The sequence below is a fragment of the Rhodococcus sp. T2V genome (assembly GCF_029269925.1).
GTDB classification, from domain to species: domain Bacteria; phylum Actinomycetota; class Actinomycetes; order Mycobacteriales; family Mycobacteriaceae; genus Rhodococcus_F; species Rhodococcus_F koreensis.
In genome coordinates, this window is record NZ_JARJBD010000116.1 from 1 (window position 1) to 26,147 (window position 26,147).

General features: G+C 68.9%; 21 protein-coding genes and 8 pseudogenes. 6 read left to right on the plus strand and 23 right to left on the minus strand.

The window, feature by feature from the left end:
* The 6 genes and pseudogenes from P3H15_RS46985 to P3H15_RS47010 form a co-directional block, all read right to left on the minus strand.
* Positions 1-346 (minus strand): cation diffusion facilitator family transporter (locus tag P3H15_RS46985; RefSeq protein WP_276143599.1); only part of this gene is annotated, 346 nt, incomplete at its 3' end.
* Positions 347-417: 71 nt separating this feature from the next.
* Positions 418-2,623: pseudogene (locus P3H15_RS46990) on the minus strand (RNA degradosome polyphosphate kinase).
* 302 nt (positions 2,624-2,925) lie between these two features.
* A complete protein-coding gene (locus P3H15_RS46995; protein ID WP_276143600.1) occupies positions 2,926-3,129 on the minus strand; it encodes a three-helix bundle dimerization domain-containing protein in 204 nt (67 codons plus the stop codon).
* 95 nt (positions 3,130-3,224) lie between these two features.
* Positions 3,225-4,127: a universal stress protein gene (locus P3H15_RS47000; protein WP_276143601.1), complete on the minus strand. Its 903-nt coding sequence runs from the start codon at positions 4,125-4,127 to the stop codon at positions 3,225-3,227.
* A 163-nt stretch (positions 4,128-4,290) separates the two neighbouring features.
* A complete protein-coding gene (locus tag P3H15_RS47005) occupies positions 4,291-8,148 on the minus strand; it encodes a Pls/PosA family non-ribosomal peptide synthetase (protein ID WP_276143602.1) in 3,858 nt (1,285 codons plus the stop codon).
* Between the two features lie 121 nt (positions 8,149-8,269).
* Positions 8,270-8,734: a MarR family winged helix-turn-helix transcriptional regulator gene (locus tag P3H15_RS47010; RefSeq protein WP_276143603.1), complete on the minus strand. Its 465-nt coding sequence runs from the start codon at positions 8,732-8,734 to the stop codon at positions 8,270-8,272.
* A gap of 187 nt (positions 8,735-8,921) precedes the next feature.
* On the opposite strand from P3H15_RS47010, the gene P3H15_RS47015 reads away from it, so the two are divergent.
* Positions 8,922-9,893 carry a CHAD domain-containing protein gene (locus P3H15_RS47015; protein ID WP_276143604.1) on the plus strand — a complete coding sequence of 324 codons (972 nt, stop codon included), beginning with the start codon at positions 8,922-8,924 and terminating at the stop codon, positions 9,891-9,893.
* Positions 9,894-10,064: 171 nt separating this feature from the next.
* Here P3H15_RS47015 and P3H15_RS47020 read toward each other — a convergent pair whose 3' ends face one another.
* From P3H15_RS47020 to P3H15_RS47035, 4 genes and pseudogenes are all read right to left on the minus strand, one after another.
* Entirely contained in the window at positions 10,065-10,724 is a 660-nt protein-coding gene (locus P3H15_RS47020; RefSeq protein WP_276143619.1) for a hypothetical protein, read from the minus strand.
* The gene (locus P3H15_RS47025) at positions 10,721-10,897 is read right to left on the minus strand and encodes a hypothetical protein (RefSeq protein ID WP_276143620.1); all 177 of its coding nucleotides are present in this window, start codon (positions 10,895-10,897) and stop codon (positions 10,721-10,723) included. Before P3H15_RS47025 ends, P3H15_RS47020 begins: the two co-directional genes overlap by 4 nt.
* Positions 10,898-10,922: 25 nt before the next feature.
* Positions 10,923-11,054, minus strand: a pseudogene (locus P3H15_RS47030) (hypothetical protein); the annotation flags it as partial.
* A 743-nt stretch (positions 11,055-11,797) separates the two neighbouring features.
* Positions 11,798-12,466 (minus strand): TetR/AcrR family transcriptional regulator, encoded by a 669-nt coding sequence (locus tag P3H15_RS47035; RefSeq protein ID WP_276143605.1) that lies wholly within the window; start codon positions 12,464-12,466, stop codon positions 11,798-11,800.
* Positions 12,467-12,639: 173 nt separating this feature from the next.
* On the opposite strand from P3H15_RS47035, the gene P3H15_RS47040 reads away from it, so the two are divergent.
* Positions 12,640-13,581, plus strand: coding sequence for an NAD-dependent epimerase/dehydratase family protein (locus tag P3H15_RS47040; RefSeq protein WP_276143606.1), 942 nt, complete (start codon positions 12,640-12,642; stop codon positions 13,579-13,581).
* Positions 13,582-13,826: 245 nt separating this feature from the next.
* Here the strand turns inward: P3H15_RS47040 and P3H15_RS47045 are convergent, their stop codons facing one another.
* The 4 genes and pseudogenes from P3H15_RS47045 to P3H15_RS47060 all read right to left on the minus strand — a co-directional run.
* Positions 13,827-14,846: a zinc-dependent alcohol dehydrogenase family protein gene (locus P3H15_RS47045; RefSeq protein WP_276143607.1), complete on the minus strand. Its 1,020-nt coding sequence runs from the start codon at positions 14,844-14,846 to the stop codon at positions 13,827-13,829.
* Between the two features lie 458 nt (positions 14,847-15,304).
* Positions 15,305-16,032, minus strand: a pseudogene (locus P3H15_RS47050) (DUF2252 family protein).
* A 138-nt stretch (positions 16,033-16,170) separates the two neighbouring features.
* Positions 16,171-16,515, minus strand: a pseudogene (locus P3H15_RS47055) (alpha/beta-hydrolase N-terminal domain-containing protein); the annotation flags it as partial.
* A gap of 104 nt (positions 16,516-16,619) precedes the next feature.
* Positions 16,620-16,832, minus strand: a pseudogene (locus tag P3H15_RS47060) (DUF2252 family protein); the annotation flags it as partial.
* Positions 16,833-17,478: 646 nt separating this feature from the next.
* Here P3H15_RS47060 and P3H15_RS47065 point away from each other — a divergent pair.
* Positions 17,479-17,841: a three-helix bundle dimerization domain-containing protein gene (locus P3H15_RS47065; RefSeq protein ID WP_276143608.1), complete on the plus strand. Its 363-nt coding sequence runs from the start codon at positions 17,479-17,481 to the stop codon at positions 17,839-17,841.
* Between the two features lie 40 nt (positions 17,842-17,881).
* On the opposite strand, the gene P3H15_RS47070 is transcribed toward P3H15_RS47065, so the two are convergent.
* Complete coding sequence (locus P3H15_RS47070) at positions 17,882-18,136, minus strand: hypothetical protein (protein WP_276143609.1); 255 nt, start codon at positions 18,134-18,136, stop codon at positions 17,882-17,884.
* A gap of 510 nt (positions 18,137-18,646) precedes the next feature.
* Here P3H15_RS47070 and phoU point away from each other — a divergent pair.
* Entirely contained in the window at positions 18,647-19,300 is a 654-nt protein-coding gene (gene phoU, locus P3H15_RS47075) for a phosphate signaling complex protein PhoU (RefSeq protein WP_276143610.1), read from the plus strand.
* On the opposite strand, the gene P3H15_RS47080 is transcribed toward phoU, so the two are convergent.
* From P3H15_RS47080 to P3H15_RS47110, 7 genes and pseudogenes are all read right to left on the minus strand, one after another.
* Positions 19,301-19,441 (minus strand): hypothetical protein, encoded by a 141-nt coding sequence (locus tag P3H15_RS47080; RefSeq protein ID WP_276143611.1) that lies wholly within the window; start codon positions 19,439-19,441, stop codon positions 19,301-19,303.
* Positions 19,442-20,108: 667 nt separating this feature from the next.
* A pseudogene (locus P3H15_RS47085) lies at positions 20,109-21,152 on the minus strand (glutamate ABC transporter substrate-binding protein).
* Positions 21,152-22,506, minus strand: a pseudogene (locus P3H15_RS47090) (hypothetical protein). Before P3H15_RS47090 ends, P3H15_RS47085 begins: the two co-directional pseudogenes overlap by 1 nt.
* Positions 22,507-22,569: 63 nt before the next feature.
* Entirely contained in the window at positions 22,570-22,878 is a 309-nt protein-coding gene (locus P3H15_RS47095; protein WP_276143617.1) for a DUF3349 domain-containing protein, read from the minus strand.
* Between the two features lie 48 nt (positions 22,879-22,926).
* Positions 22,927-23,337, minus strand: a pseudogene (locus tag P3H15_RS47100) (DUF3349 domain-containing protein); the annotation flags it as partial.
* Positions 23,244-23,519: a hypothetical protein gene (locus tag P3H15_RS47105; RefSeq protein ID WP_276143612.1), complete on the minus strand. Its 276-nt coding sequence runs from the start codon at positions 23,517-23,519 to the stop codon at positions 23,244-23,246. The pseudogene P3H15_RS47100 and the gene P3H15_RS47105, both read right to left, overlap by 94 nt.
* Before the next feature lie 13 nt (positions 23,520-23,532).
* Entirely contained in the window at positions 23,533-24,717 is a 1,185-nt protein-coding gene (locus P3H15_RS47110; RefSeq protein WP_276143613.1) for an inorganic phosphate transporter, read from the minus strand.
* Positions 24,718-24,840: 123 nt separating this feature from the next.
* Between P3H15_RS47110 and P3H15_RS47115 the strand changes: the two genes are divergently transcribed.
* Both P3H15_RS47115 and P3H15_RS47120 read left to right on the plus strand, forming a co-directional pair.
* Entirely contained in the window at positions 24,841-25,044 is a 204-nt protein-coding gene (locus tag P3H15_RS47115; RefSeq protein ID WP_276143614.1) for a three-helix bundle dimerization domain-containing protein, read from the plus strand.
* Positions 25,041-25,205, plus strand: a complete 165-nt coding sequence (locus P3H15_RS47120; RefSeq protein ID WP_276143615.1) for a hypothetical protein — start codon at positions 25,041-25,043, stop codon at positions 25,203-25,205. The genes P3H15_RS47115 and P3H15_RS47120 overlap by 4 nt, the downstream gene beginning before the upstream one ends.
* Positions 25,206-25,541: 336 nt before the next feature.
* On the opposite strand, the gene P3H15_RS47125 is transcribed toward P3H15_RS47120, so the two are convergent.
* The gene (locus P3H15_RS47125) at positions 25,542-26,009 is read right to left on the minus strand and encodes a hypothetical protein (protein ID WP_276143616.1); all 468 of its coding nucleotides are present in this window, start codon (positions 26,007-26,009) and stop codon (positions 25,542-25,544) included.
* Between the last annotated feature and the right edge of the window lie 138 nt (positions 26,010-26,147).

Sequence of the window (26,147 nt, forward strand, 5' to 3'; positions counted from 1 at the left end):
GCTCGGTCAGTCCGTGCCATACCGACACCGTGCCGCCGGCGACGAACAGTCCCACCGCCGCCAGCAGTGACCACACATACGCTTCACGGCCGTACCCGAGCGGGCGGTCTGCGTCGGCCGCTCGTGCGCTTCGGCGGTTGGCGATGAGCAGGAACACCTGATTCCCGGTGTCGGCCCAGGAATGGGCGGCCTCGGCGACCATGGATGCGGACCCGGTGACCGTTGCTGCCACCGATTTAGCGATGGCGACCCCGACATTGGCGCTGAACGCAATGATCAACGTGCGTGCACTCTCACCACCGGTGTCCTCCTCGGCCACCAGTGGTCCCAGATCAGGTGCACTCACCTCTCGAGTCTCACACGTGAACGTCGACTGTCAGGGGCTGCCGGTAGGTCGTGCCGTGATGGTCGAACAGATCAGGATCCGCTGCCCGTGCGGGCCCGTATGAGTGCCTGCTGGTGTTCGCGGCCGTCCTCGCCGTGGGCGGGGGACGCGACCCAACTGGCGTCCGGGTGCAGTACCCAGCACCGGGTCGTCGGGTCGAGCGCGGAATCGAACATGTCGCCCAATTGGGCGGTGAGCCGGGGATCTTTCACCTGGGCCATGGCTTCCACCCGGCGGTCGAGGTTGCGGTGCATCATGTCGGCGCTGCCGATCCAGAACTCGTCCGCCGCACGGAAGTGCAGGATCCGGGAGTGTTCGAGGAAGCGCCCGAGGATCGACCGGACCTCGATGCTCTCGCTCAGTCCCGGCACCCCCGGTTTCAGGGCGCAGATTCCGCGGACGACGATCTGCACGGGGACACCGGCGCGCGACGCGCGGTACAACGCGTCGATGACCTGTTCGTCGACCAACGCGTTCGCCTTCAGACGGATACCCGCGTCCTCGCCCCGCCGCGCTCGCGCCACCTCCGCGTCGATGCGCTCGATAATTCCCCGCCGGATGCCGTAGGGCGCCACGAGCAGGTTGCGGTACCGCGTTTTCCGGGAGTACCCGGTGAGGGAATTGAACAGGTCCGTGAGGTCGGCGCCGATCTCCGGCGCGGCGGTGAAAAGACCGACGTCCTCGTACAGCCGGGCGGTCTTGGGGTGGTAGTTTCCGGTGCCGATGTGGCAGTAGCGCCGGATGGCGGACCCCTCCCGCCGGACCACGAGGCAGGTCTTGCAGTGCGTCTTGAGCCCAACCAGCCCGTACGCCACATGTACGCCGGCCCGTTCCAGTTTGCGGGCCCACTCGATGTTCGCCTGCTCGTCGAACCTGGCCTTGATCTCGACCAGTGCGACAACCTGTTTGCCGGCCTCGGCGGCGGTGATGAGCGCATCGACGATGGGAGAGTCGCCCGAGGTGCGGTACAGCGTCTGTTTGATCGCCAGAACCTGGGGGTCGGCGGCGGCCCTGTTCGATGAACCGTTGCACGCTGGTGGAGAACGAATCGTAGGGGTGATGCACGAGCACGTCGCCCTCGCGCAGCGTCGCAAAAATACTCTTGGGGGTTTCCCGTTCGCCGAACGCCGGATGGGTCGCCGGGACAAACGGCGCGTCCTTGAGAGCGGGCCGGTCGACCGCATACACCTGCCACAGGCACGACAGATCCAGCAGGCCGGGCACTTCGATGACGTCACCTGGGTCGACGTCGAGTTCGCGCAGCAGCAGGTCGAGCATGTGTTCGGTCATGTCGTCGGCGACCTCGAGGCGGACCGGGGATCCGAAGCGGCGGCGCGCCAATTCCCGCTCGAGGGCCTGCAGGAGGTCTTCGTCGCGGTCTTCCTCGACCTCGAAGTCGGCGTTGCGGGTGATCCGGAAGGCGTGGTGTTCGACGATCTCCATGCCGGGGAACAACGCGTCGAGGTGCGCAGAGATCAATTCCTCCATCGGGAGGAACGCGTCGATCGCCGACGGGGTGTCGTCGCGGCGGACGCGGACGAACCGGCCCACGTTGTCCGGAACCTTGACCCTCGCAAAGTGTTCCCCGCCGGTGAGTGCGTCTTTCACCGTCACGGCGAGGTTGAGGCTCAGGCCGCTGATGTACGGGAACGGGTGTGCGGGGTCCACGGCGAGCGGGGTGAGGACGGGGAAGATCTGGTCCTGGAAGTGCACCGTCAGCCGGCTGCGGTCGTCGTGGTGGAGATCGGACCAGCGGACGATCGAGATGCCGTCGGCGGCCAGCGCCGGACGCACGGAGTCGAGGAACACCCGTGCATGTTTGTCCGAGATCTCCTGGGTGCGGGTGGCGATCAGCGCCAGTTGCTCGCGCGGGGTGAGGCCGTCGGCGGACCGCACCGAGAGACCGGTCTCGTCGCGGCGTTTGAGTCCGGCGACCCGGACCATGAAGAATTCGTCGAGGTTGGTGGCGAAGATGGCGAGGAATTTGGCGCGCTCGAGCAGCGGAAGCGAGGTGTCCTCGGCGAGAGCGAGTACCCGTGAATTGAAGTCGAGCCAGCTGAGTTCGCGGTTGAGGTAACGATTTTCGGGGAGCCCGCCGGCGAGCGCACTGGGCACTGTGCTGGTCGCGGCAGGTGGCGCCCCGGGAATGGTCGGCGGGGGTGCGAGGACGCGGCCGTCGCGTCCACCGGTCTCCACGTCGACGTCGGTGTTGTGATGGGGTGCGTCGCCGTTGCTCACTCCTCGATCATCGCACCTTCCGCGCGAATCCGTTCTGCGGAAGGATCGTCCTGCCGCACGGCAAATTGGTGATGAGACCGTGTGTCGCCGCCGGGCCCGCGAGCGCAACCGAAGTCTTGTCGGCGTGCTCGCAAGGTCGCCGAAATCCGACGAGGAGGCGGAAGGCTGACGGTGCGAGGTGGACCATGGCTTCAAATTCCCGACCGCAGATCGGGCGTGTGATCCGATTCGGCGTACCCGCGCGGATGGTGGAATTCACACCTCACGGGAGAACGTCGGAATATCCGGCGCTGTCTCGACGGTCACGTCTCGATCAAGGTGGCGAGCTTGGCGGTCGCGGTGCGCTCGATGAGCAACGGAACGAAATCCCGAATGCGCCCGCTGTTGAAGTGCGCGGCCGCTTCTTCCACGGCGGTTTCCACCACCTCCTGCGGTGCGGTCGGGAACTTCGTGAGCAGCCGTGTGGTGACCTGCCAGATCTGGCGTGCTTCTTCCACGGAATTCATAGTACGAATTGTTCTTGCCCACGACTTCCCAGGTCAATCCAGCACCGAGCGTCTGTGACCAACGCATCTCCGCGCTTCATCCGCCCGGTCCCGCCTCACGCGTTCGAGTGGTGTGGTGCGCGGTGGATCATGATCGGGCACGGGCTGTGGTGCAGGAGATGGTGGCTCACCGATCCGAGGATTGCCCCGGCGAGACGCCCGTGACCATGGCTGCCGACGACGGCGAGTTGCGCGCTAATGGCCCGATCGAGGATCAACCGGGCCGGAGTCGTCGGCTCGACCACCTCGGTGACCGCGACGCCGGGGTACCGCTCCCTCGCCCCGGCGAGGTGTGCGGCCATCACCGCATGTCCGGATTCCTCGAGAGCGTCCCGGTCGACCAGGAATGGGATGGTCACGTTCCCGGCCGCGTGCCGGGGCGACCACGCATGGGCGGCGATGACGGGTGCCCCGAACAGGTGCGCGAACTCGAAGGCAGCGAACACGGCGGCGGTGCTGGAATCACTGTCATCGATGCCGACGACGACCGGCCGCCGATCCGGGAGCATCTCGGACTGTTGGCGGCACACCGTGATCGGGCAGGTGCCATGCCTGGCGAGTGCGATGGCGGTCGATCCCGCCGCCGGTGCCCCCACGCCCGATGGGGCGTCGGCACCGAGCACGATCATCTTTGCGGTCGCGCCCGTTGCCGCCAGCGCCGGAGCGGTCGGGCCGGGTACCAGGTCGGTGTGCACGTCGAGTTCGGGGAATCGGAGGCGCACTTCGGTGGACGCTTCATCGAGAACCTTTTCGCCGGCCTTGCGGTGTTGGGTGATGGCGGGCCCCTGCCCCATGACCGCGACGTCGGTCATCAGGTAGAGGGCCTCCGGGAGGGTGTGCACGACCCGTAGCGGTGCCCCGGTGCGGGAGGCGAGTGCGGCCGCCCACACGGCCGCCCGACGAGCGGCCGGTGATCCGTCGACACCGACCACCACCGCTCGACCCGGCGGTGCATACATACCGAATTCCTCACCGATGGGAACAGTTTCATGTATTCGGCAACCTGACGCGGTTCGCCGATCGGCGCGGACTTCCAGTTGCAGGACCATCGTGGCAGAACGCGGGGGTTAATGCCGGGCGGTGCGCTGCCGTGCGGCATCGCGCTCCCTGGCACGTTGCGGGTCAGGTTGCGGGTGCGATGGGGTTGCCCTGCCATCGGGTGGATGGTGGGACGGTGTCGCCGCGCATTACCAGCGAGGCGGGGCCGACGGTGGAGCCCTCGCCGAGGGAGGCGGCGGGCAACGCCACGCAGTGTGGTCCGAGGGTGGCACCGGCACCGAGGGTGACGGTGTCCATGCTCATGATGCGGTCGTGGAACAGGTGGGTCTGCACGACGCAGCCCCGGTTGACGGTGGCACCGTCGCCGAGGTGCACCAGATCGGCCTCCGGAAGCCAGTACGTCTCACACCACACGCCGGTACCGATGTGCGATCCCATCGCCCGCAGCCACACGTTCAGTGCCGCGGTGCCGGTGGCCGCCCGCGCGAACCAGGGTGCGGCGACCGTCTCGACGAAGGCGTCGGCGACCTCGTTGCGCCACACGAACGAGCTCCACAGCGGGTGCTCGATCGCCTCGATCCGTCCGACGAGGACCCACTTGGCGGCAACCGACACCGCGGCGGCCACCGCACCGGCGAGGATGAGGACACCACCGGAGACCGCGGCCGCGGTGAGGAAGCCGACGGCACCGGCCAACGCCTCGAGCGTGAACAGCACGCCGAGCCCGATTCCGAAGGTGAGAATCACCGGGATCAACCGGCACGTCTCGACGGCGGCGCGGGCGATTTTCAGCCGCAGCGGCGGCGCGAAGGTGCGGGCGGCGTCCGTCTCGTTCGCGGCCCGGCGCAATCGCACCGGCGGGCTGCCCAACCACGACGAGCCGGCTTTCGACTTGTTCGGTGCGGCGGACAGCACCGCGACCAGACCGTTCTTCGGCACCCGGCGTCCGGGTCCGGTCATGCCGGAGTTGCCGAGGAAGGCGCGTTTGCCGACCTTGGCGCGTTCGATCCGCAGCCACCCGCCGCCGAGTTCGTAGCCGGCGACCATCGTGTCGTCCGCCAGGAACGCGCCGTCGGCGACGGTGGTGAACTTCGGCAGTAGCAGGACGGTGGAGGCCTCGACGTCCTTGCCGACCTTCGCGCCCAGCAGACGCAGCCACCCGGGGGTGAGCAGGCCTGCGTACAGCGGGAACAGGAACGTGCGCGCGGAGTCCATCAGACGCTCGGTGGCCCAGACCTGCCAGCCGATGCGGCTGCGAACCGGGTGGTACCCCTCGCGCAGGCCGATGCCGAGCAGCCGGACCGCGAGAACGGTGATTGCGGCGAACACGACCAGTGTCAGCACGGTGGCGGCGGGAAGCATCGGTGACGCCGCCAAAGCTGCGGCACCCACGGTGTCGGCGCCGCGGATCCACCGGCCGAGCAGCGCCACCCCGCAGCCGAGCGCGATCAGCGGCATCGCGGACAGTACGAGCGAGGTGAGCCCGTAGACCGGCACCCACCGGGTGGCCGGCGCGGGACGCTGCGCCGGCCAGCGGTGGCGGGCCTTGCCGATCTTCGCCGCGGGTGAACCGGCCCAGCGCTGGCCGGTCTTGATTTTGCCGAGCACCGCCGATCCCGGGGCGATCTCGGCGTCGCGCCCGATCGTGGCCCCGGGAAACAGGGTCGAGCGGGCGCCGACCGTGGCGTGTTCGCCGATGCTGATCGCCCCGACATGGACGACGTCGCCGTCGATCCAGTACCCGGACAAATCGGTTTCCGGTTCGACGGAACAGCCGTCGCCGAGTTCGAGCATCCCGGTGACCGGGGGCAGGGTGTGCAGGTCGATGCCGCGGCCGATCTTCGCGCCGAGGGCGCGGGCGTAGTAGATCATCCACGGCGCGCCGGACAGGTTGGCGGCGCCGCTGGCCTCGGCGAGGCGTTCGGCCAGCCACAGTCGCAGGTGCACCGAGCCGCCCCGCGGATACGTGCCCGGTGTGAGCGTCCGCAGCAGGACACGGGCACCGACCACGGAGATCGTCATGCGGCCGAGCGGGGTGATGAACAGCAGGAACATCGCCGCCACCGCCCACCAGGACAGCGTCGGGGCCCAGGCGACGTCGACGAACCAGGCCAGGACGTTGTTCGCGAGCGCAAGCCAGGTGACCCATTGCAGTCCGGTCAGGGTGCTCAGTGGCACGGTCAGGGCTAGTTGCGCCCACTGGGTGCGGCGCGGTGTCGGGGTGACGGTGCGCGCTTCGACCATTGACGCCGGGGCCAGGTCGTCGAGGAACTCGGCCAGCGACCCCAGCCGCGGGTGGTCGTACAGCTGGGCGACGGTGACCTCGGGGAAGCGTTCCCGCAGCGCACTGACCAGTTGGGCGGCGCTGAGCGAACCCCCGCCGATCGCGAAGAAGTCGTCGTCGGGCCCGCCGACCTCGGCGCCGAGAATCCGCGTCCACAGCTCGGCGACCCAGGCCGCGGTGCCCTCCAGCTCCGCCGCGGCGGCCTCGTGCGCGCCGGTCCCCGGCAGCGGCCAGGGCAACGCGTCGCGGTCCACCTTGCCGGAGGTGCGGGTGGGCAGGTCGTCGAGCACCGCCAGGCGGGGCACCAGTGCGGCTGGGAGCTGTTCGGCCAGCAGGGCCCGGGCGGCGCTGACGTCGAAGTCCTGCGGTGCGGCGAGGTATCCGACCAGCAGTGCGCTGCCCGAGGCGGTGGTGCGGACCGCGGCAGCCGCCGCGGAAACCCCGGGCAGCCCCTGCAGGGCGGCGTCCACCTCGCCGAGCTCGATGCGCCTGCCGCCGATCTTGACCTGGTCGTCGGCGCGGCCCTGGAACAGCAGCCCGGCGCGGTCGAGCCGCACCAGGTCGCCGCTGCGATATGCGCGGTCCCAACCGAGGGTCGGCATCGGTGCGTACTTCTCCGCGTCCTTGGCGGGGTCGAGGTAGCGGGCCAGTCCGACGCCGCCGATCACGAGCTCACCGACCTCGCCCTCGGCGACCGGGTGGCCGTCGGCGTCGACGACGGCCAGGTCCCAGCCGTCGAGCGGCAGCCCGATCCGGACCGGGCCGGTCCCGGTCAGCGGCGCGGCGCAGGCAACGACGGTGGCCTCGGTGGGACCGTAGGTGTTCCACACCTCGCGGCCCGGCACCGCCAGGCGCGCGGCCAATTCGGGTGGGCAGGCCTCGCCGCCGAAGATCAACAGCCGCACCGATTCCAGCGCCTCCGCGGGCCACAACGCCGCCAGCGTGGGCACGGTGGACACGACGCTGATGTCGTGGGAGATCAGCCACGGACCGAGATCCATGCCGCTGCGTACCAGCGACCGGGGCGCCGGGACCAGGCAGGCCCCGTGTCGCCACGCCAGCCACATTTCCTCGCAGGAGGCATCGAAGGCCACCGACAGCCCGGCGAGGACCCGATCGCCGGGGCCGAGCGGAGCATCGCGCAGAAACAACCGGGCCTCTGCGTCGACGAACGCCGCGGCGTTGCGGTGCGTCACCGCCACCCCCTTCGGGGTGCCGGTGGATCCGGAGGTGAAGATGATCCAGGCGTCGTCATCCGGTGTCGGGACACACACCTCGGCCGGCACCGATTGAGGCGACTGCGCCCCCTGTGTGGTGACGATCGTCTTGACCCGCGCCTGACCGAACACCAACTCGGCCCGCTCGTCCGGGTCGTCCGCGTCCACCGGCACATAGGCGGCGCCCGCGGCCAGGGTCGACAAGATCGCCAGATGCAGCTCCCGCGAACCCGACGGCATCCGGATGCCCACCCGGTCGCCGGCGCGGACGCCGCCGCTCGCGAGTCGCCGCGCACCCTCCCGCACTGCCTCGATCAACTCGGCGTACGTGATAGCGGCCTCACCGTCGTCGATCGCGGGCGCGTCCGGGTACCGGCGGGCGGTCGCCTCGAGGATGTCGAGCAGGGTACGGGGTGGGGCGGCGAGGTCACCGCGAGTGAATTCGGCGGGAAGGATCCGTTCGCGAAGTGAGACGGACATGGAGAACCGTTGTTCCTCTCTGGGGGTGGGCACGCCGGGGCCTGGGATGGGCAGGCCGGGGCCAGGAACCGAAAGATCGATGAGCGACAGTGACACGCAGGCGACGGTGGTCGCGTCGGCGTCAGGCGCCGATGTCGGCGAGTTCCTTCGGATGACCCAGGGCGCGCAGCGCGAGCCGATGCAGGGTCCGGCGTTCCTTCGCCGTCAGATCGGCGAACAATGTGTCGGTGGCGCCGTCGACCAATTCTTCGGTCCGGGCTACCGCCTGCTCGCCGTGCTCGGTCAGCGAGAGCAGCTGCTTTCGCCGATCCTTGGCGTGTTTTCTTCGCACCACGAAGCCTCGTTTCTCCAGGCCGTCGACCAGGCGCACCATGTCGCTGCGGTCGACGGCGAGAACGTCGCACACCTGACGTTGGGTGAGTTCACCCTCCTGCTTCAGGCACGCAAGGATCCAATGCATTCGAAGGGATAACCCCTCATCGGCCAGCGCGGAATCGAGCTGCACACGCCCCACCCGATGGAGATCGGCAACGACGAATGCTGCGCTGCGCAGCAACGCGTCGGGAGGGGTGGTCGATTTGGGCACGCCGACCACCGTAGCACTTTGCGGGGGCTGCAGATGATGGGTAACACCCGCAATCGTCGACGTGTCGCCGCAGGTAACGGTCTTGAACTGCGGCGATGTCGAAGATTATTGGTCGACTCACACCCACGCACTCGGCGTGGTGGGACAGTGGAGTCATGGGGTTCGCCGACCACCGAGGAGGGCTCCGATGAGCACCACACAGGCCCCCGCCGCCCGGGAACGACGCAGCCGCAAGTCCCGCGAACCCGGCGAATTCCTCCGCCGGTACCTGCAGCGGGAGATCCACAATCTCGACCTCGCCGACATCGCCGTCAGGCGTGACGGGCCGGAGGCGATCCACGACATGCGCAAGGCGTCCCGGCGCGCTCGCAGCGCCTTACAGGCCTACGCCCCCGGGCTCGGACTCACCGAGGCGGCGCAGCCGCTCGTCCTGGACCTGCGGTGGCTCGGCCGACGACTGAGCGAGGCGCGCGATGTCGAGGTTCAGTGGCAGCGAATCATCACCCGGATCACCGAGTCGGCGGCCCTGCCCGCTCAGGAATCCGTGTCCGCCCGCGTGAACGAGTACTTCGCCGAGCAGGCCGAGGTGGCTCGGAATTCGGCGCTCGGTGCACTCGATTCGGATCGCTACCGGGCGCTCCTCGATTCGCTGAACGGAATCGTCGACGAACTCGCCGCGAGACCCCGACCAGGCCCGTCGGCGCACGCACCGGCCACGGGCGCAGCGGCCGGCGAGATGTCGGCCGAGGACCTCGTGCGGACGCTGAAACAACTGGCCACCAAGGTGTCCAAACGGGTCGATAAGGTGAGCGACAGCACGTCGCGCACCGACCGCGACGAGCGGATCCACCGCGCCCGCAAGGGCGCGAAACGGATGCGCTACGCAATGGAGGTGATCGGCCCCCTCGCCCCGAAGAAGACCAAACGTGCACTGGACCACTTCAACGCCTTCCAGGACGTCCTCGGCGAATTCCAGGATTCGACGGTGGCGCGGGAGCGGCTCCTCGGTATCCTCACCGCCCGCGATCACACCGCACAGTCGAGTTTCGGGCTCGGCATCCTCTATCAACAGGAACTGCAGATCGGCGACGAGCAGGCCGAACGCCTGAACGATCAATGGCAGGCGGCACGCACGGCGGCACGCCCCCTCTGGCGATGACCGGCCGAGCAGGACGACGTGCTCCGATAGCGGTTCGTCGACTGGTGCATTGACCGGACCGCGGTGAGTTCCGGTGTGCGGACTCGGGTGACGGGACTGTCGAACCGCGGTGTGGCGCCATCGGCTGCCACCCATTCGCAGGCGCCGGACCGTTTCGCTGGTGCGTCTGGGTCAGGATTGCCGTTCGTGTGCGAGGTCGACGAGGCGATGTGCGAGCGCCGGGGCGAGCTGGAAGGTTCGGATGAGGTGACCGGCGTCGTACCCGGACCGGGCCTCGGACCACGCCGCCCACAGCCGCGGGATCTGATCGTCGGGTTGATCACGCAGCTCCGCGGGCAGTCGTTCTCGCAGGTCGTCGTACAAATCCTCCGCTGATGGTGGCGTCGGCGTGCGATGCGGCGGCAGTGATGTCCACCGCCTGTGACCAGTCATGAGACCAGTCTTCCCTCCGCCGGAAGGCGGGCCGGTCGGCGGCGAGGTCGACCGATTTCCGTGCGGAGCGATTGGGGTCCGGTGACGGCGGATGGTGCGGGTGCGGGACGGTCGGCGGGCGGCGGGCGGAGCCGAAACGAACGCGCCGTCCTCGGCGGTGAGGTCGGGCCGCCGCACCCGCGCACTCTCGTCCCGCACCGTTGCGGACCACTGGGGGACGGTGCGGGTCGTGGTACTACCGGTATCGGCGTGCCGGCACCCGTTGCGCGAGGAGGTGGGGATCTCCTCGAATTCGCCGCCGGGCAGCCGGATGTGAACGTGGGCCTCGCCCGCCACCAACCCGGGGGTGCCGAGCCCGAGCAGGCGGGCCAGGACGTTGGGGGCACTGAGGCTGGTCACCACAGCGGCAGCAGCGTCCGGGTTTCCGCGAGCACCTCTTGCTCCCCGGCCCGCAACACCGGGCGCAGTCCCGGCGCGATCGCCTGGGCGGCGAGGGAGACCGCGATGTTGTCGCGGTGGTCGGACCCGACGACCGCCAGCGCAGTGAATGCCGATCTGCTCCAACAGTGCACCGTCCCTGCCGTGGCCGACCACCGCGGGAATGGTCAACTCCCGCACCAGCTGCAGGTTGCGGGCGTTGGTGTCGCGTTCGACGCCGACCACCGGTATCCCCAGCGCGCGCAGTTCCTGGCGCAGGCGCAGCCCGATCTGTCCGAGCCCGACCACCATGACGTGCCCGGAACGGGGCACCCCCGGACACTGGTCAGGGCGGTCAGCCGCGGACCGAGCAGCCGATCCACCATTCCGGCGGCGCACATCGCGGTGAAGACGATGGTCATCAGCATGGCCGTCGAAGCGACGACCGCGAATGGGGCGTTGCCGTGCGGATCGGCGGCGGGCCCGACCGGGGTCACCACCCGCACCGCCTCGTGAAACGCGTCGGCGGCGCCGTGGCCCTCCCCAGCCGTCAGCCACACCCAGTCCCCGACCAGCACGGCAGCGAGCCCGAGCAACCCGGCCAGCAGGATCCGGGTGCCGGTCTCGTGCGAGCCCCACAGGCCGGCCACCTGCATCGGCCAGGTGCGCCAGCGGCGGTGCGCCCGGAGGGTGACCGGGACCTCGTCGAACACCGCACCGACGCCGCGGATGCCTGCCGCCATGTGTTGCCCACCCTCCGAACTCGCGGGGGAAGATCTGCCCGTCCAGGACAACACCGTCGGCCGCACCCCGAGGAGGCGGCGGTGTGACCGATTCCGTCCGTATGGGCCCTGTGACGCCCCGGCATTGCGGCGAGACCCTCCCGAAAACCCCTCAGCTCGGCCACATCTCGAAAAGACGAAGCGGCTGTCATCGTGCGGGATGGTAGTCCGCGCGCGTCACCGATCCTGCGAGCAAGCGCATGTGGCTCGGGCGTCCTTTCGCGATCCGGCAGCAGCTTGTGAATTCTCCTACGGGCGAGTTCGGTTCAGACGTCACGGGTGGGCGGTGGCCGCCCATTGCTCGAATCGTGTTCGCAGGTCCGGTGCGGGGGTGGGGAGACCGGCGCCGGCGAACGCGCGGCGCACTGCCAGCTCGTACACCGCGGCCGGATCGTCGACCCAGACGAGGTGGTGATTGACCTCCAGGGTCGCGGCGCCGTGGAACGCCGTCCAGACGACGGCGAGCTCGCGTGCGGGTAGCTCGGGGGAGTCGAGGTCGGCCAGGGCGTCGACGATCGGCGCGAACACCGCGGTCTGTGCGGCGATGGTCGGGCCGCCCGGCGGGGCCTGGTAACCGGGCAGCTGGTCGGAGAAGATCAGGTTGAATTCGCTGCGATGTGTCAGGGCCCAGTTCCGGTAGGCCAGGGTCCCGATCATCGCCCGGTCCGCCGGCGGCGTGTCGTCGAAGGCGGTGACCGCTTTCATGGTGGCCGCGGCCAGGCTTCGGTAGCTCCCGAGAAGCAGCAGGGTGAACACCTCGTCGAGGCTGCCGAAGTAGGTGTAGAGCGAGGCAGGTCCGAGTCCGACGGCCCGGGCGATCGCCCGCATGGATACCGCTCCGGGCCCACCCTGGGTGAGCTGGCGCCGGGCCTCGGCCTCGATCTCGGTCAGCAGTTCGCGGCGTTGCCGTTCCCGTCGGGTCTCCGGCTTCCCATTGGACATCGGCCCACCCTACCTGGGAACACGTCCTCTTCCGAACATCGTTCGGGAACAGTACACTCGTCAATGCCGAACACCGTTCGGGATTCGATCGATAGTCGGTAATCGCTGGTGGCCGTGTCGGTGATCGCAGATGCCGGCCCTACTGCCCGCCCCCTTCGAAGGAGTTATCCAGAATGGCCACCACATCACACGTTGTGCTCGGTGCCGGTCCGGTCGGACGTGCCGTCATCTCCTCCCTCGCCGCGCGCGGGATCACCGCTACCGTGGTCACCCGCTCCGGGCGCGCGGTGCCCGGGGCGATCAGTCTGCGGGCCGACCTCGGCGACCCGAGTGCGGCCGATGCCGCGACCGCGGGTGCCGCGGTGGTGTTTCAGTGCGCGCAACCGGCCTATCATCGCTGGCCGCAGGAGTTCCGGGCGTTGCAGAGTCGGGTGGTCGAGGCTGTCGCCGCGGCCGGGGCGCTGCTGGTGGCGGCCGAGAACGTCTACGGCTACGGCCCAGTTTCCGGACCGCTCACCGAGGCGCTCCCGCTGGCCGCGACCACCCGCAAGGGTCGGGTGCGGGCACAGATGTGGCGCGACCTCGCCGACGCCCACCAGGCCGGGCGATTGCGCGTCGTGGCCGGTCGGGCGTCGGACTTCTTCGGGCCCGGCGTCACGGCGTCCGCGGTCGGCGACCGCTTCTTCGGACCGCTCTGTCGCGGCGAGCGGGTGGATGTGGTGGGCGATCCCGATCGCCTCCATACCTATACGTATGTCCCCGACTTCGGTGAGGCGCTGGTCCGGTTGAGCGAGACGCCGGCGATGTGGGGGAGTGCTTGGCACGTCCCGAACGCCACCACCGGCACCACCCGCGAGTTCGCCGCCATCGCCGCGGGCCTGGCCGCGGCGCCGTTGCGGCTGCGCCCGGTCCGGGCCTGGCAATTGCGCCTGATCGGGACGGTCGCGCCGGCGGTCCGCGAGATGATCGAGATGCTCTACGAGTTCGACGAGGACCACGTCGTCGCCCACACCGCGTACACCACTGTGCTCGGTGACCACGCCACCCCGTTGGAGGACGCGGTGGCGGCCACCGTCGCGGCATACACTGCGTCCCAAAGCCACGCCGAGCGGTGATGGCCGCAAGCATATCCGAGGTGGCCCGCGGGAACGCGCATCGCCGACCGGCGTCGGTGTCCTGGTCCCGCGCGACGCGCTCCGTCATCGACTGGGCGCCTGGACGGGCGGATGAAGAACTTCACCGGACGGTCCAACGGCTACCTTCCGGCCCAGGGTTTGTGTACCCGGCGCGCCCGCCTCGGCCGCCGCCGCCCCGCCGTGAGCCGGGCCGCGCGTACTCGTCGAAGGGCAGCGTTTGCCCCCTACCGTTCGAATACCAGCAGCGGTTTGCCCCCGTGTGCGGGAGCTTCGGCCAAATAGACGGCTTCACCGAACTTTCCGAGGGGGACCGGCTGACCCTCGGGCACGCGCAGCGCGCCGCTGTCGACGAGCTGAACTGTCCGGGCGATCGTTGCGGCCATCCGGTCCTTCGGGGTCTCGGTGAACCAGCGCAGCAGCCAGAACCCCCGAACGGTCTTGGTTTCGTAGATCAGCGACCGCGCGAAGAGGGGGATGGTGAGTTTGTCGGGAACAGTTTGGCGGTGCGTGGACAACGCACCGAAAACGACCAACTCACCGTGCGGTGCCAGCGCACGCGAGACATCCGCACCGACCTGACCGCCGACGCAGTCGATCGCCTTGGACACCCCGTCGTGGCCGGCGATGTCGACCACCCGTTCACGCAGGTCCTCATCCTCGGTGCAGATCACCGCGGTGCCCCCCAGTGCGAGGATGCCCTCGACAGCGGACCGACGGCGGACCACGTTGAGGGTCTTGAAGCCGACGTGCGCGCCGAGTTGGATGACCGACTGGCCCACGGTGGAACCGGCCGCGGTCTGCAGGAGCCATTCACCCGGTCGAACATCGAGTTCGTCAGCGGTCAAGATCACGGCGGTGAGCGGATTGGCGAGAATCTGGGCGGCCGTGGAATTGCTCATGCCGGCGGGAACGGGCAAGACCTGCTCGGCGTCGGCAACGACATACTCCTGCCAGGTGCCCGTGACTCCGATCGTGATGACGCGTTGCCCGACGGTCAGACCGTCTGTGCCGCTACCGAGTTCGTCGATCACGCCGACGGATTCAATTCCGGGTACGGTCGGGAACTGCGGGGTGAATCCGTATCTGCCGCGGATGGTGTGCAGGTCGCTGGCATGGACAGGAACCGCTGTCACCCGGATCCGGACCTGGCCGGGACCGGGCTCCGGAATCGGGCGGGCCTGCAGGTGCAGGACCTCGGACGGTTCGCCTAACGTGTCGGCGACGACAGACTGCATGGTTGTCATCTTCCTGGCGCTCCTTCGATCGGATCCAGATCTCACACGGCTTGCGTGTGCATCGCGTCGGCCTCGCCTTTCGACGGCGAAGATTCGAATCGGCGCGCGCTCACTTCCAGCCCTCCTAGCTCTCATGCTGCCACCGCGGCGGAGCTCTTGGGGGTCTAGATCCTCGGCGAGACCCCCGCGCGCTGCAGCCTCGCCGAGTCGCCTCTTCCGGTTGGTGCCGGTGTCGGAGTTGTGGGGTGCCGGCGAGGTGTGCCGAGGCAGGTGGGCCTGGGGTGCCCGACCTGCCTGATGCCGCGGAGCTGAATCATGTGGTGTTGATGTGCGTTTCGGTATTGAGATGGAGTGAGTGGTCGGGTGATTGTGTATCTTCGCAAGATCGTGATGCCCTGATTGTGTTGGTGTGGACCGTGTTTCGGGTTGTAGGTTACTTCCGGGTGTGGTGGTGATGGTGGGGCGGTTCACACGTTGGGTTGTGCTTGGACGGTTCCGGCGCCGACGGCTGCGGCGAGTGCGGTGTGATCGTGTTCGTCCTGGTCGGCGTAGGTGTCGGCGAAGTCGGCGAGTGCGTTGTCGAACTTGGTGGAGTTGCCGAGGTACGCCGAGATGGCGACTCGGTCGCCGGAGCGGGCATGTGCGCGGGCGAGGGTCCAGCCGCAGAGCTGGGCGTATAGCTGCATGCGCCGGGGGCGCATCGTGTCGATGTCGGCGGACACCTTCCAGTCCCGAAGCTGGCGGAGGCAGTAGTCCTCGTCACGGCCGCCGATGGGCTGCGCGCGCAGCCAGCCGAGGAAGATGTCGCTGGTGGCCTGCACGAGACGTTGTCCGGTGACCAACCGTTCTCCCTGGTTGGTGTCTCCGATTCGCCCGCGTAGGCGGTCAGGACCGATTTGTCGGCTTGTTTGGCTTGCAGGAGTAGGGCTTCGGCGCCGACTCTTGCTTCGAGCAGCAGGATCCACGCGCGGGTGCCCACACTGCCCACGCCCACCACCTTGTGCGTCACGTCGGTGAGGGTGAAGTGATCGAGCAGGTGTCGTCGGTCGGTTTGGAGGGTGTCGCCGCAAGGCCCACCAGCTGACCGATCGGCTGCGCGCGGAGGCCGCAGCCCTGCGCGCCGAGCGATACCAGGTGCACCGACACGTCGATGCGATCGTGTTCTGGTTTCCCGAGGTGATGACCCGCGATGCATCAACTCACCAGGCCACCCGGAAATGGTGCCCTGGTCACTTTCACCGGCCCTGGGGGGCGGTGCGACGAACCGCCGCCCTGCCTGTCGCGGGTGACGGGTTCCGTTGCTCGCCCGTGCGGAGCGCTCACCGACCGCGCTTACCACGCCGACCACGATCAACCCGATCCACGCCACCCGCGGCGCGGGCGGGCTGGAATCCTTCGAGGTCATATAGCGCACCAGCCACACCGCGAACACCTCGATCGCGTAGCCGATGGCGCCCGCCGCCGCACTGACCAATCCCTGGAACAGCGGCCCACGCGGAAGGAGCGACGGCGTCATCGACAACCACACAAACACCAGCCCGACAGCCGTTCCGGTGAACGTATAGTGGCGCTTCCACCAGTCCGGCTCGGCTGCCGGTTTCGCGGCATCCTTGTGGGGCCTCGCTCCGGCCTCGTCCGGCTCAGGAGTCGATGACGGCGTCGTGTCGGATTCGCTCATCTTGTGCACGTCTTTCGCTCACGCCAGCGGCTGCACGGCCTCTTGGCGACCGGCGGCAGCGTCGCGCGGGGCTTCGTCGTCGCGATTGTTCAGGTCGGCGTACGCAATTGGGCGTGCAGGCCGGTGGCCGAGGCGTGCGAGAAGTCGTCGGCCATCACCAGCGCCGCGCTGCGGTAGAACGCGAACGGTGACTCGGCCATCCGCCCGTATCGGATGGGGACGAGGTCGGGGACCCGGGTGGCCCCCTGGGACTCGAGCAGGCCGACCGGGTCACGGTCGCGGTCCGGAGCGTGTTTGGCGATGGCGTCGAACGGGATTCGGCGCCGAACCGTTTCGCCGTGTTCGATCCGTGCCGCCCGGGTCGGATGGTCGCCCGCACCGGCGGGTGAGGGATCGGGGAATGGGTCTCGTTCTGTCCTGGCGTGGTCCCTCGGGTGGCCTTCGTCCGCGGATCAGGGGTGGTCGGGATGACCACGGCCTACCTCGAACCGGCCCCACCATCTTGCGCGACCGGCGCGCCCGCTGCTGGAAATCGGTGGTCTCGGACCTCGCCCCTGCACGGGCTGGAAGCGAGAAGGACCGGCATCCGTTGCAGCGAGGCCACGATCTTTACCTGTAGCGCCATCTCTGTGAGTGCCTCGGCGGTTAACATCCCCTCTACCACTGGCGGGCCCGAAGGCTTCGGCTACTGCGCGGATGTTCGGGCAGATTCCTTCGATCGCCGGACTGGTAAGAGTGCCCGTCTGTGCTGGTTGGGGGCCGCACTCTGCCTCCGGCATGAATCGAGAAGCACTGTCTTGGATTCGAAGGAAATGAGACGACCTTCCTGATGCATTGCTGGTCGCGGTTGCTTCCCTGAACGGTGGTTCGATCGATTCGCGCACCTGTGCGAGGAGCACGGCGACCAGGATCGTCGAGGTCTGCTCGTTGACCCCACCTGCGGGCACGGCGGAGGATTTCTTCATGACGCACGATGAGGAGTTGCTGCACATCGACCAAGTCATCGACCGCCTCGATACGAGGTTCCCGGACCTGCCCCGGGAGAGCATCGAGCAGGTGGTGCGTTCGGCGCACGAGCACTTCGCGACCGGGAAGGTGAGGGACTTCGTGCCGCTTCTGGTCGAGCGGCTCGCCCGAGAGAAACTTCAGGGGTTGGCGCCCATCATCCCCGTCGAGCCCGAGGCGGCGCCGAAGGCCGGTTCCGAGGTGATGGGTGCCGAGGTGATGGGTGCGGAGGTGATCGCGCGCCGCAGGTGGTGGGCGGGCTGGCTACGGGGCTGGTACCCGGATACCCGGATGTCGATCGCCGTGGCAGCCCCGGTTTAGGCGTTCCCGGCTCGGATCGGACCTGATCGTCCGGTCCGGATCAGCGGTCCTCGAGGTCGTGTCCGTCGCTGAAGACGAGCCGACCCTCGTCCAACGCGACGGCCCACCGCCGAACGGGCGCCCAATCCCGGCCCAGGTGATCGTTGGCGGCGACCTCGTCGCCGTAGTCCTCGACGACCGTGCCGGGTAGCCGGGCGATTTGGTTGCCGCCGGCACCGTCGCGGAACCACACCTTCGAGCCGATCGTGAATCGGCCTGGTGCGTTGCTGTTCGGATGGTCGGACACGGCTGTCATCCTCGCATGGAGGAGGCTCGCCGGTCTCCTGGCCGCCACGACGTTCGCGGGGCGGCGGGTGGCGGGTTGTCCGACCTGGGCCCCTGTCGGGGACGAATCCGGCTCTGGACGAGGGTGCACTCTGCCATGAGGCAGGGCGCACCGCGGCTCCCCCTGATAAGGGGGTTGTGGGTCCGTTGCAAAGAAACAAGAGGTGGGCTCATGGTTCGGCGACGAGCGTCGCGACAACGTGGCCGATGCGTCTCGGGGCGGGTACCGATGGAGAGGAGACCCTGATGGGGGTTCCGGGAGTGTCGCGCGGACGATCGGAGGTGTACTGGGAGAGCCAGGTGGCGATCGAAGTGCGCAGCGCCGCGTCCATCGCGGGTGCCGAATCGACGATGTCCAATGAACAGGCGTCGATCAGTGAAGGACTGATTTCCTCGGGAGCGGGTATTCCCGTGCAGCGTGCCGCCGAGCCCGAGTGTCTCGGACAGCCGGGTAATCCAGAGCGAGAGGGAATCCGGGACGATGCGGGAACAATTCGACGAACAGCTCGCGCAGATCAAAGATGACCTCGTCGAGCTGTGTGCATTGACGGAGGTGGCGATCGAGCGCGCAACCCGGGCTCTGCTCGATACCGACCTGACCGCCGCCGACCGGGCCGCCGAGGTCTGTGCGGACATCGACACCCGGGGCCGGGAGCTCGATCATCGCGCGCTCACGCTGATCGCGCGTCAGCAACCGGTGGCGCAGGATCTGCGGGCGCTGATCGGTGGGATGCACAACATCGCGGACCTGCGGCGGATGGGCAGCCTGGCGGCGCACATCGCAGAGGTGGCGCGGCTGCACCACCCCGAACCGGTCGTTCCCCACGAACTACGGGCCATCATCTCGGACATGGGCGCCGCGGCGACGGCACAGGCCGCGGCGGCACAAGAGGTTTTGCGAACCCGAGACGAGGCGGCGGCGTTGGATTTGATCTGGGCGGACGAGCGGACCGACGAGCTGCTGCGCAAGCTGTTCGCCGCCACCAAGAGCGACGACTGGCTGTACGGGGCCGCGTCCGCGGTGAACATCACGCTGCTCGGTCGGTTCTATGAACGGTTCTGCGATCACACCGTCGAGATCAGTCGCCGCGTCATCTTCGTGATCACCGGAGAACTTCCACTGCCTGACGAATGACTATTCGGGCTGGTGGGTCTTCGGGTCGGGCTCGTGCCGGGTTTCGCCGGCCGGGTCGGCGTGGCCCATCCGCGCGAGGTGGGCCTTGATCCATTCGGTGGTGATCACTTGCGCGGGGTACTCGGCCGGTACGTCGGTCATGGTTTACCTTCCGTCGTCGATGGGTGCGGGCATCGGAGCGCGGCGGCGGGGACCATATGGCCGCCGCCGATCGCCGTGGTCGAGGTGGGCGGGCGCGGGCGATCAATACCGCACCGGCGGAGAGGAATCCGGTGGCGGTCACCGCGATCAGGATCATCGCCGATGCGGTCAGGGCACCGATCCCGAACACCAGCGCGGCCCCGGACACCGCACCCAACGCCAGGCAGACCACCCCCGCCGACACTGTCACGACCCCGGCCACGCTCACCCGCCCGACCCAGTCGCGCGCCCGCACTGCGGCCGTGCGGGTCGCGGATGTGGTGGGCCGGTGGGGTGGTCGGTGCCGCGCGCGGCCCGTCACTGGACGGCGAGGTCGGTCGTCGACAGGTGCCTGCCCCGGCGAGGGTTCGGGAGGCGCTCAGCGAGTGGGTGGCGGGGCGAAAGAGTCGTCATCAGCGGGTGACCATCCGGTTGATGTGCTGGGTGCACCACCATCGTATGCGGCGTGGAGCAACCACCGCGTTTCCGGGAAGTGAGGTCGTCGTGACTTCTCGGGGCGGGGCGGACGACCCGACCACCATCGGGACTGCGATGGTCGAGACGCGTTGCGGGGTGGGGCGGTGTCTTCGTCCTCGGCGGCGGTGTCGCTCCCGGAATGGGGGGCACGTCAGTCCCGGTAGGTCGGGGCGGGCGGGCCGAGTGTGGTCAGCCAACGGCGGTAGAGGGTCGTCCAAGTCCCGTCCGTGCGCATCCGCTCGAGGGTGCCGTTCACCCGGCGCACCAGATCGGTGTTGGTTTTGTTGATGCCGATGCCGTACGGCTCGAATTCCAGAGCGGGACCGACGATTTCGAAGGTAGGGTCCTGGGCGGCGAGGCCCGCGAGGGTGGTGTCGTCGCTGCTGGCGGCGTCGGCCTGCCGCTGTTGGAGGACGACCAGGCAGTCGGCCGGGTCGGGGACCGCGACGATCGTGCCTGCGGTTGGATTCGGCGGATGGTGTTGAGGGAGGTGGTGTCGGCGGCGGCGCACACGCGGGTGCCGGCCAGGCCTGCGGGCCCGGAGATCGGCACCCTGCCGGCGCCAGCAGGCGTTGGTGGGCCTCGAGGTAGACGGTGGAGAACGCCACCCGCTCGGCCCGCTCACAGGTGATAGTGGTGGTCTGCGCGACGATGTCCACCTCGTTCTTCTCGAGTGCGTCGAAGCGGCCGCCGGGGGTGGGGGCCGGAATTCGACCTTGTCCGGGTCGCCGAGGAGATCGCGCGCGACCTCCCTCGCCAGGTCCACGTCGAAGCCGGTGAGAGTGTCGGTGGCGGGGTCACGGAAACTGAACAGGTTGGTGTCCTGGCCGACCCCGACGATCAGCCGGCCGCGGGCGAGGATGTCGGCGACCAGCCGTCCGGGTGGCCGGTCGCCGGTCGGGACGGGTGGGCCCGGGCGCAGGCTGGCCAGCGCGCCGCAGCTGGACGGCGCCGGTGGCTCCGCGGGGGCGATGCCCGGCGGGGGGATGATCTGTGTTCCGGTCGGCAGGGACAGCTGCGTGTAATCCCCCGTCACGGCGGGCGTGACGGGTTCGGGGGCCGTGCGCCCGGCGAGGACCACCCCGACGGCCAGGAGTGCGCCGGCGAGGCGACGAGCGCTCGATGTTCGACGCCCGTGGTCAGGCCCTGGGCGCGGGCCGATCCCCGTCCCCTTCTCGATTCCGTACCGGGGCATCAGTGGTACTCGTTCAACCTCGGCCAGATGCCCCCGCCGACGGCGAACCCACAGAGCACACCGACCACGAGTGCCCCACGAGCAGCAGCGACGTGACGCGATACGCCCGGTCGACGGCATCGCGTTCCTCGCCCCGCAACGTCTCGATCGCCGACTGCAACGCCTGATCGAGTGCGGCGAACCGGGCGGTGGACGCGTCGACGCCGGGGCCGACGGCGAGGGCGGCCGCCCCGGGATAGTCCCCGTTCCCGAGCCGCTCCCGCAGCACCGTGTGGGTGTCCCGCCAGCCGCCGAGCGCGGCGTCGGCGTCGGCGACCGCAGCGTCGGCCACCCCACCTCGCGAAGTGTTCCGGTAGTGGACGAGGATTTCGGACAGCACGACCGTGTGCCGGGAGAAGTCGACCTCGGATTGGGGGTCCGCCCCGCGCCGCAGCACACCGAGCACTTCGTCCGCCCGTGCCTGCTGCGCCAGGATCCGGGCCGCCGCGAGCGCGCTCAGCGGTTGCGTCCCAGCCGTCCGGGCGCGCTCGACCGCCGACGTGGACACCGCGAACGCCAGAGCCGACCACACCAGCAGCCCGACCATCAGCAGCGCGGCCACGAGAAGGCCGGGGTTGACCAGCCGCCGGCTCTTGCGTGCCAAATACACCTGCGCCAGCACCAGTCCGAACACCGCGGACATCGTCACCGCGAACGCGACCACCGGCAGCCGGGTGATGCGAGTCTGTGTGGTGGCCACCGACTTCCACTGCTCGGTGCACAGCCGGTGCGCCAGCGGCGGGATGGTGCCCTGCATCATGGACGAGGCGTTACCGAGGTAGGTGAGTCCGACCGGGTTCCCGGAGCGGTCGTTGGCGCGGGCGGTGGCGACCAGGCTGGTGTACTCGGCGAAGCGCCTCGACACCTCCGACAGCAGGCCGACCGTGTCCGCGTCCGCCGCGGAGACGCCGGTCGAGGCGCTCACCAACGCGTTGGACGCGTCCCCGACGGCCTGGTTGTAGCGCTCGCGTACCTCGACCGGCTCGACCCCGCCGACGAGGAACGACGTCGTCGCGGCGGCGTCCGCGATCGACAGCGAACCGTAGAGGCTCTGGGCGGCGTCGGCCAGGGGCTCCGAGTGCGTCCGCAAGGTGTCGATCTCCCGCTGCCGCGCGTCGGTGACCGCCGACGTCACCACGCCCGCCGCCAGCGCGGCAGCGACGAGGACCACCGCCAGCACCGACAGCCGGCCCGGGGTGGAGGCGAGAAGATCCCGCCAGGCCGGGCGGCGGGACTCGGGCTCGATCAGCAGGGACTCGTCCAGCTCGTGCAGGTCGTGCAGCTCGGGAGCAACGGTGGTGCCACGTTGGAACATCTGGTGCCCTCCTCCCCGCACCGATACCGAGCGTTCGATGTGCGATCAGATCATCAGCGTGACTCAGTGCGGATGGTCGTTCGGCGTGTCGTCCGTGATGGCCCAGCCGCCGGCCACCAGGTGGGCGCGGACCCGTTCGACGTCGGTGTCGAGGGGCTCCTCGTTGGTGACCTTGGTGATCATCGTCTGGATGTCGGTCTTGCCGATCGGGAGGTCGCCCTGGTCGACGAGTGCGGTGGTGATGTCGCGGACCTCGTCGTCGGACAGGCGCCGGCGGAGCAGGGCGATCAGCGGGATGTAGTCGGTCTCCGGGACACCCTCGGGGTACCCGGCGCGGAGCCAGCCGATGATGCTGGCCAACAACGGGGGCAGGGCCTTTGCGAGCGGGGTTTTCTCCGCGAGCGCCGACTCGAGAGGCCAGCCGCCCGCGGCCAGGCGGGAGGCGACCCGGGTGATGTCGTCGTCGTCGGGGTGTTCGTGGATCAGGTGGGCGATGGCGTCCTCGATCTCGGTGCGGTCGATCTTGCCGTCCTCGAGGGCGTGCCCGGCCGGCGCCGACAGTTCGTCGACGATCTCGCGCACCTCGGTCTCGGTGAGGTGGCGGTGCAGGACGGCGAACAGCGCGACGTAGTCCTCCCGGGGTATCCCATGGGGATAGCCGCCCCGAACCCAGGCCAGGACCTTCGCCGGGACCGAGGTGATCGATGTCCGATGCACGACAGGTCGTCCTTTCTGCGTCAGAAGATGTGGATCCCGAAATCGTGGGCGAGGAAGTCCTTCATGATGAACAGGATTCCGGCGACGATCGCGACGAGGATCACCGCGAAGCATGCCAGACCGGCGATCAGAGCGGCCGGTGTGCGGGTGGCGCCGTTTCCGTCCGCGGTCGTCGTGGCCCCCGGCGACAGGAACCGGATGCCGAGCGCGAAGATGGCGGGCAGTCCGGCACCGAAGAGCAGGCCGATGAGCACGACCTGCCAGAGCGAGTCCACGGTGCCCCGGAACAGATCCACGGTGCCACCCCTCTCAGAGTTGGGTCGAGTGCGGGGTGGGGGTCTTGGTCTTCTCGGACGGTGGGGTCAGCCCGCCGTCCCAGTCCTCGTTGACGTTCGAGGTGTCGATCGGGTTGCGGCGCGAACGGAGATACAGGGCGGCGGCGGCGATCAGCAGCAACGCGAACACGACGAGAACACCCGCGAGGCCGCCGATCACGTCGGCGATCAGCCAGCACACCGCCCCGACCACGGCGGCGGAGGGCAGGGTGAATAGCCACGCGACCGCCATCCGGCCGGCCACACCCCACCTCACCTCCGCGCCGGACTTGCCGATTCCGGTGCCGAGGATGGACCCGGTGGCGACCTGGGTGGTCGAGAGCGGGAGGCCGAAGTGGCTGGAGGTGAGGATGATCGCGGCCGAGGAGGCTTCGGCGGCCATCCCCTGGGGCGAGGTGATCTCGACGAGGCCCTTCCCGAGGGTGCGGATGATCCGCCAGCCGCCGAGGTAGGTGCCCAGGGCGATCGCGAGGGCGCACGAGAGTTTCACCCAGAACGGCATTGCGGTGTCGGCGGTGATGCTGCCGTACGCCACCAGGGCCAGGAAGATGATGCCCATCGTCTTCTGGGCGTCGTTGGTGCCGTGCGCGAGTGAGACCAGCGACGCCGACCCGATCTGCCCCCAGCGGAAGCCCTGTTCCTTGGCATTTTCCTCGACGTCGGCGGTGATGCGGTAGATCAGCCAGGTGCCGGTGGCGGCAACCAGGCAGGCGACCACCGGTGCGAGGACGGCGGGGATGACGATCTTGCTGATCACCCCGGACCACTCGACGCCCCCCATGCCCAGGGCGGCGATGGTCGCCCCGATCAGGCCGCCGAAGAGGGCGTGCGACGAACTCGACGGTATGCCGAGCAGCCAGGTCAGCAGGTTCCACAGGATGCCGCCGACGAGGCCGGCGAAGACGATAATCAGCAGTGCCTGCCCGCCGGTGTCGCCGAGGTTGACGATGCCCTTGGCGACCGTCGCGGCGACCTCGACCGACAGGAACGCGCCCACCAGGTTCAGTAGCGCGGAAAGCGTCACCGCCACTTTGGGTGTGAGTGCCCCGGTGGCGATCGAGGTGGCCATGGCGTTGGCGGTGTCATGGAAACCGTTGGTGAAATCGAAGCCCAGTGCGGTGACGACCACGATGAGAAGAACGACAAATTCTGCGTTCACTACTTCAGCCTGGTCGGAACGGTCCCGGCGAACCACCCCCCGCCTGGGTGTTCATGGTTTGTTCAACCCCCGTTTCCGCTCGAGACACGTAGTCACCGAGATCGAGAGCGCAGGCTTGGGGGTATGAACGCTGCGGAGGAAGCGCGCCAGCTGTCGCAGGTCGCGGCACGGTTGCTGAACACGTTCCCGGCCGCATCACGGGAGGCGGTCGGGACCGCGGTGGGGGAGGCGGTCGCCCAGTTTGCGGGATGCCCGATTCGGGATTTCGTTCCGTTGCTCGTCGAGCGTGCAGCGACCGCGAAGCTCGGCTCGTTGCTCGCGGCATGACTTTCGAGGTGATGGCGGAGGACTCGGACGTGGCACAGGCGCGGATCTTCTTGGGCCAACCGGACGCGGACATCGGTATCGTCGCGGCGCGTAGCGAGACCGTCGACGCCCTTGCCGAGCACGCCCCGTCGAAGCGAACGTGTTCCGGTTTCCCGAGGTGATGACCCGCGACGCATCAGCACTTCACTGACCTCCCGGAAATGCTGCCCGGTCACTGCCACCGGCCCTGCGGGGCCGTGCGAGGAACCCGCCACCCTGCCTGTCGCGGATGGCGGGTTCCGTTGGTGCCCGTGCCCGCGCGCCACAGCGAAGGCTCCCGCTGCGGGAAGGGCGGTGCGGGGGCGCGAACGTCGGCGAAGACACCGCACGCGTCGACGCCGTGACGATGGGGTCGGCGCGGCCGTAGCCAGGCTCAGCTTTCGCTTTCCGCAGACTTTCGGAAACGATGGCGTCGTCGGGCACCGTGGTTGCGGTGCTCGACGGCGGCACTGTGGGATTCAGGTGTTGTTCGCCGTCCGCGGGCTGGAGTTGCGGGCCTCGATGGCCTTGACGGTGTTGTCGAACGGCCTTCCCAGGACGCGGGTGCCGAAGACGCCAAGCACGGCCCCGAGCGCTCGTCCTTTGAAATTCTTGCCGTCGCGGACCACGACGGCGTCGACGTCGGTGGTCCCATCGGGCAGCGGGGTGAGGGTGTAGGTGTGGCCGGAGTTGCCGCCCCACAGGTTGGAGTCGGTGGTCGTCATGACGACGCGGTGGGGGTCGGTCCAGTCATAGCGAAGGCGTTCCCAGGCCCCGCCGGAGCCTTCGGTGACGTCGGCGTGGTCGGTGCCGAGTTCGTGCACCTGCAGGTAGTCGTCGGCGCTGTTACCGAACAACGCCTGGCGGCCGGGCCCGAAGTCGGTGAGTGCGTCGAGGAATTGTTCCGGGGTGGCGGTGGTGGTCTGGTGGAGGTGGATCGTGGACATGGCGTCCTCCTTGCTGGGTGGGGCAGGGTAAGGGGCGACCGGTGGACGGTGTCGAGGGCAGTCAGACGGGCAGCTCCGCTCCCGCCTGTTCGGCGACCATGTAGGCGGCGTACCAGTCGGGCCAGTTCGGATCCGCTG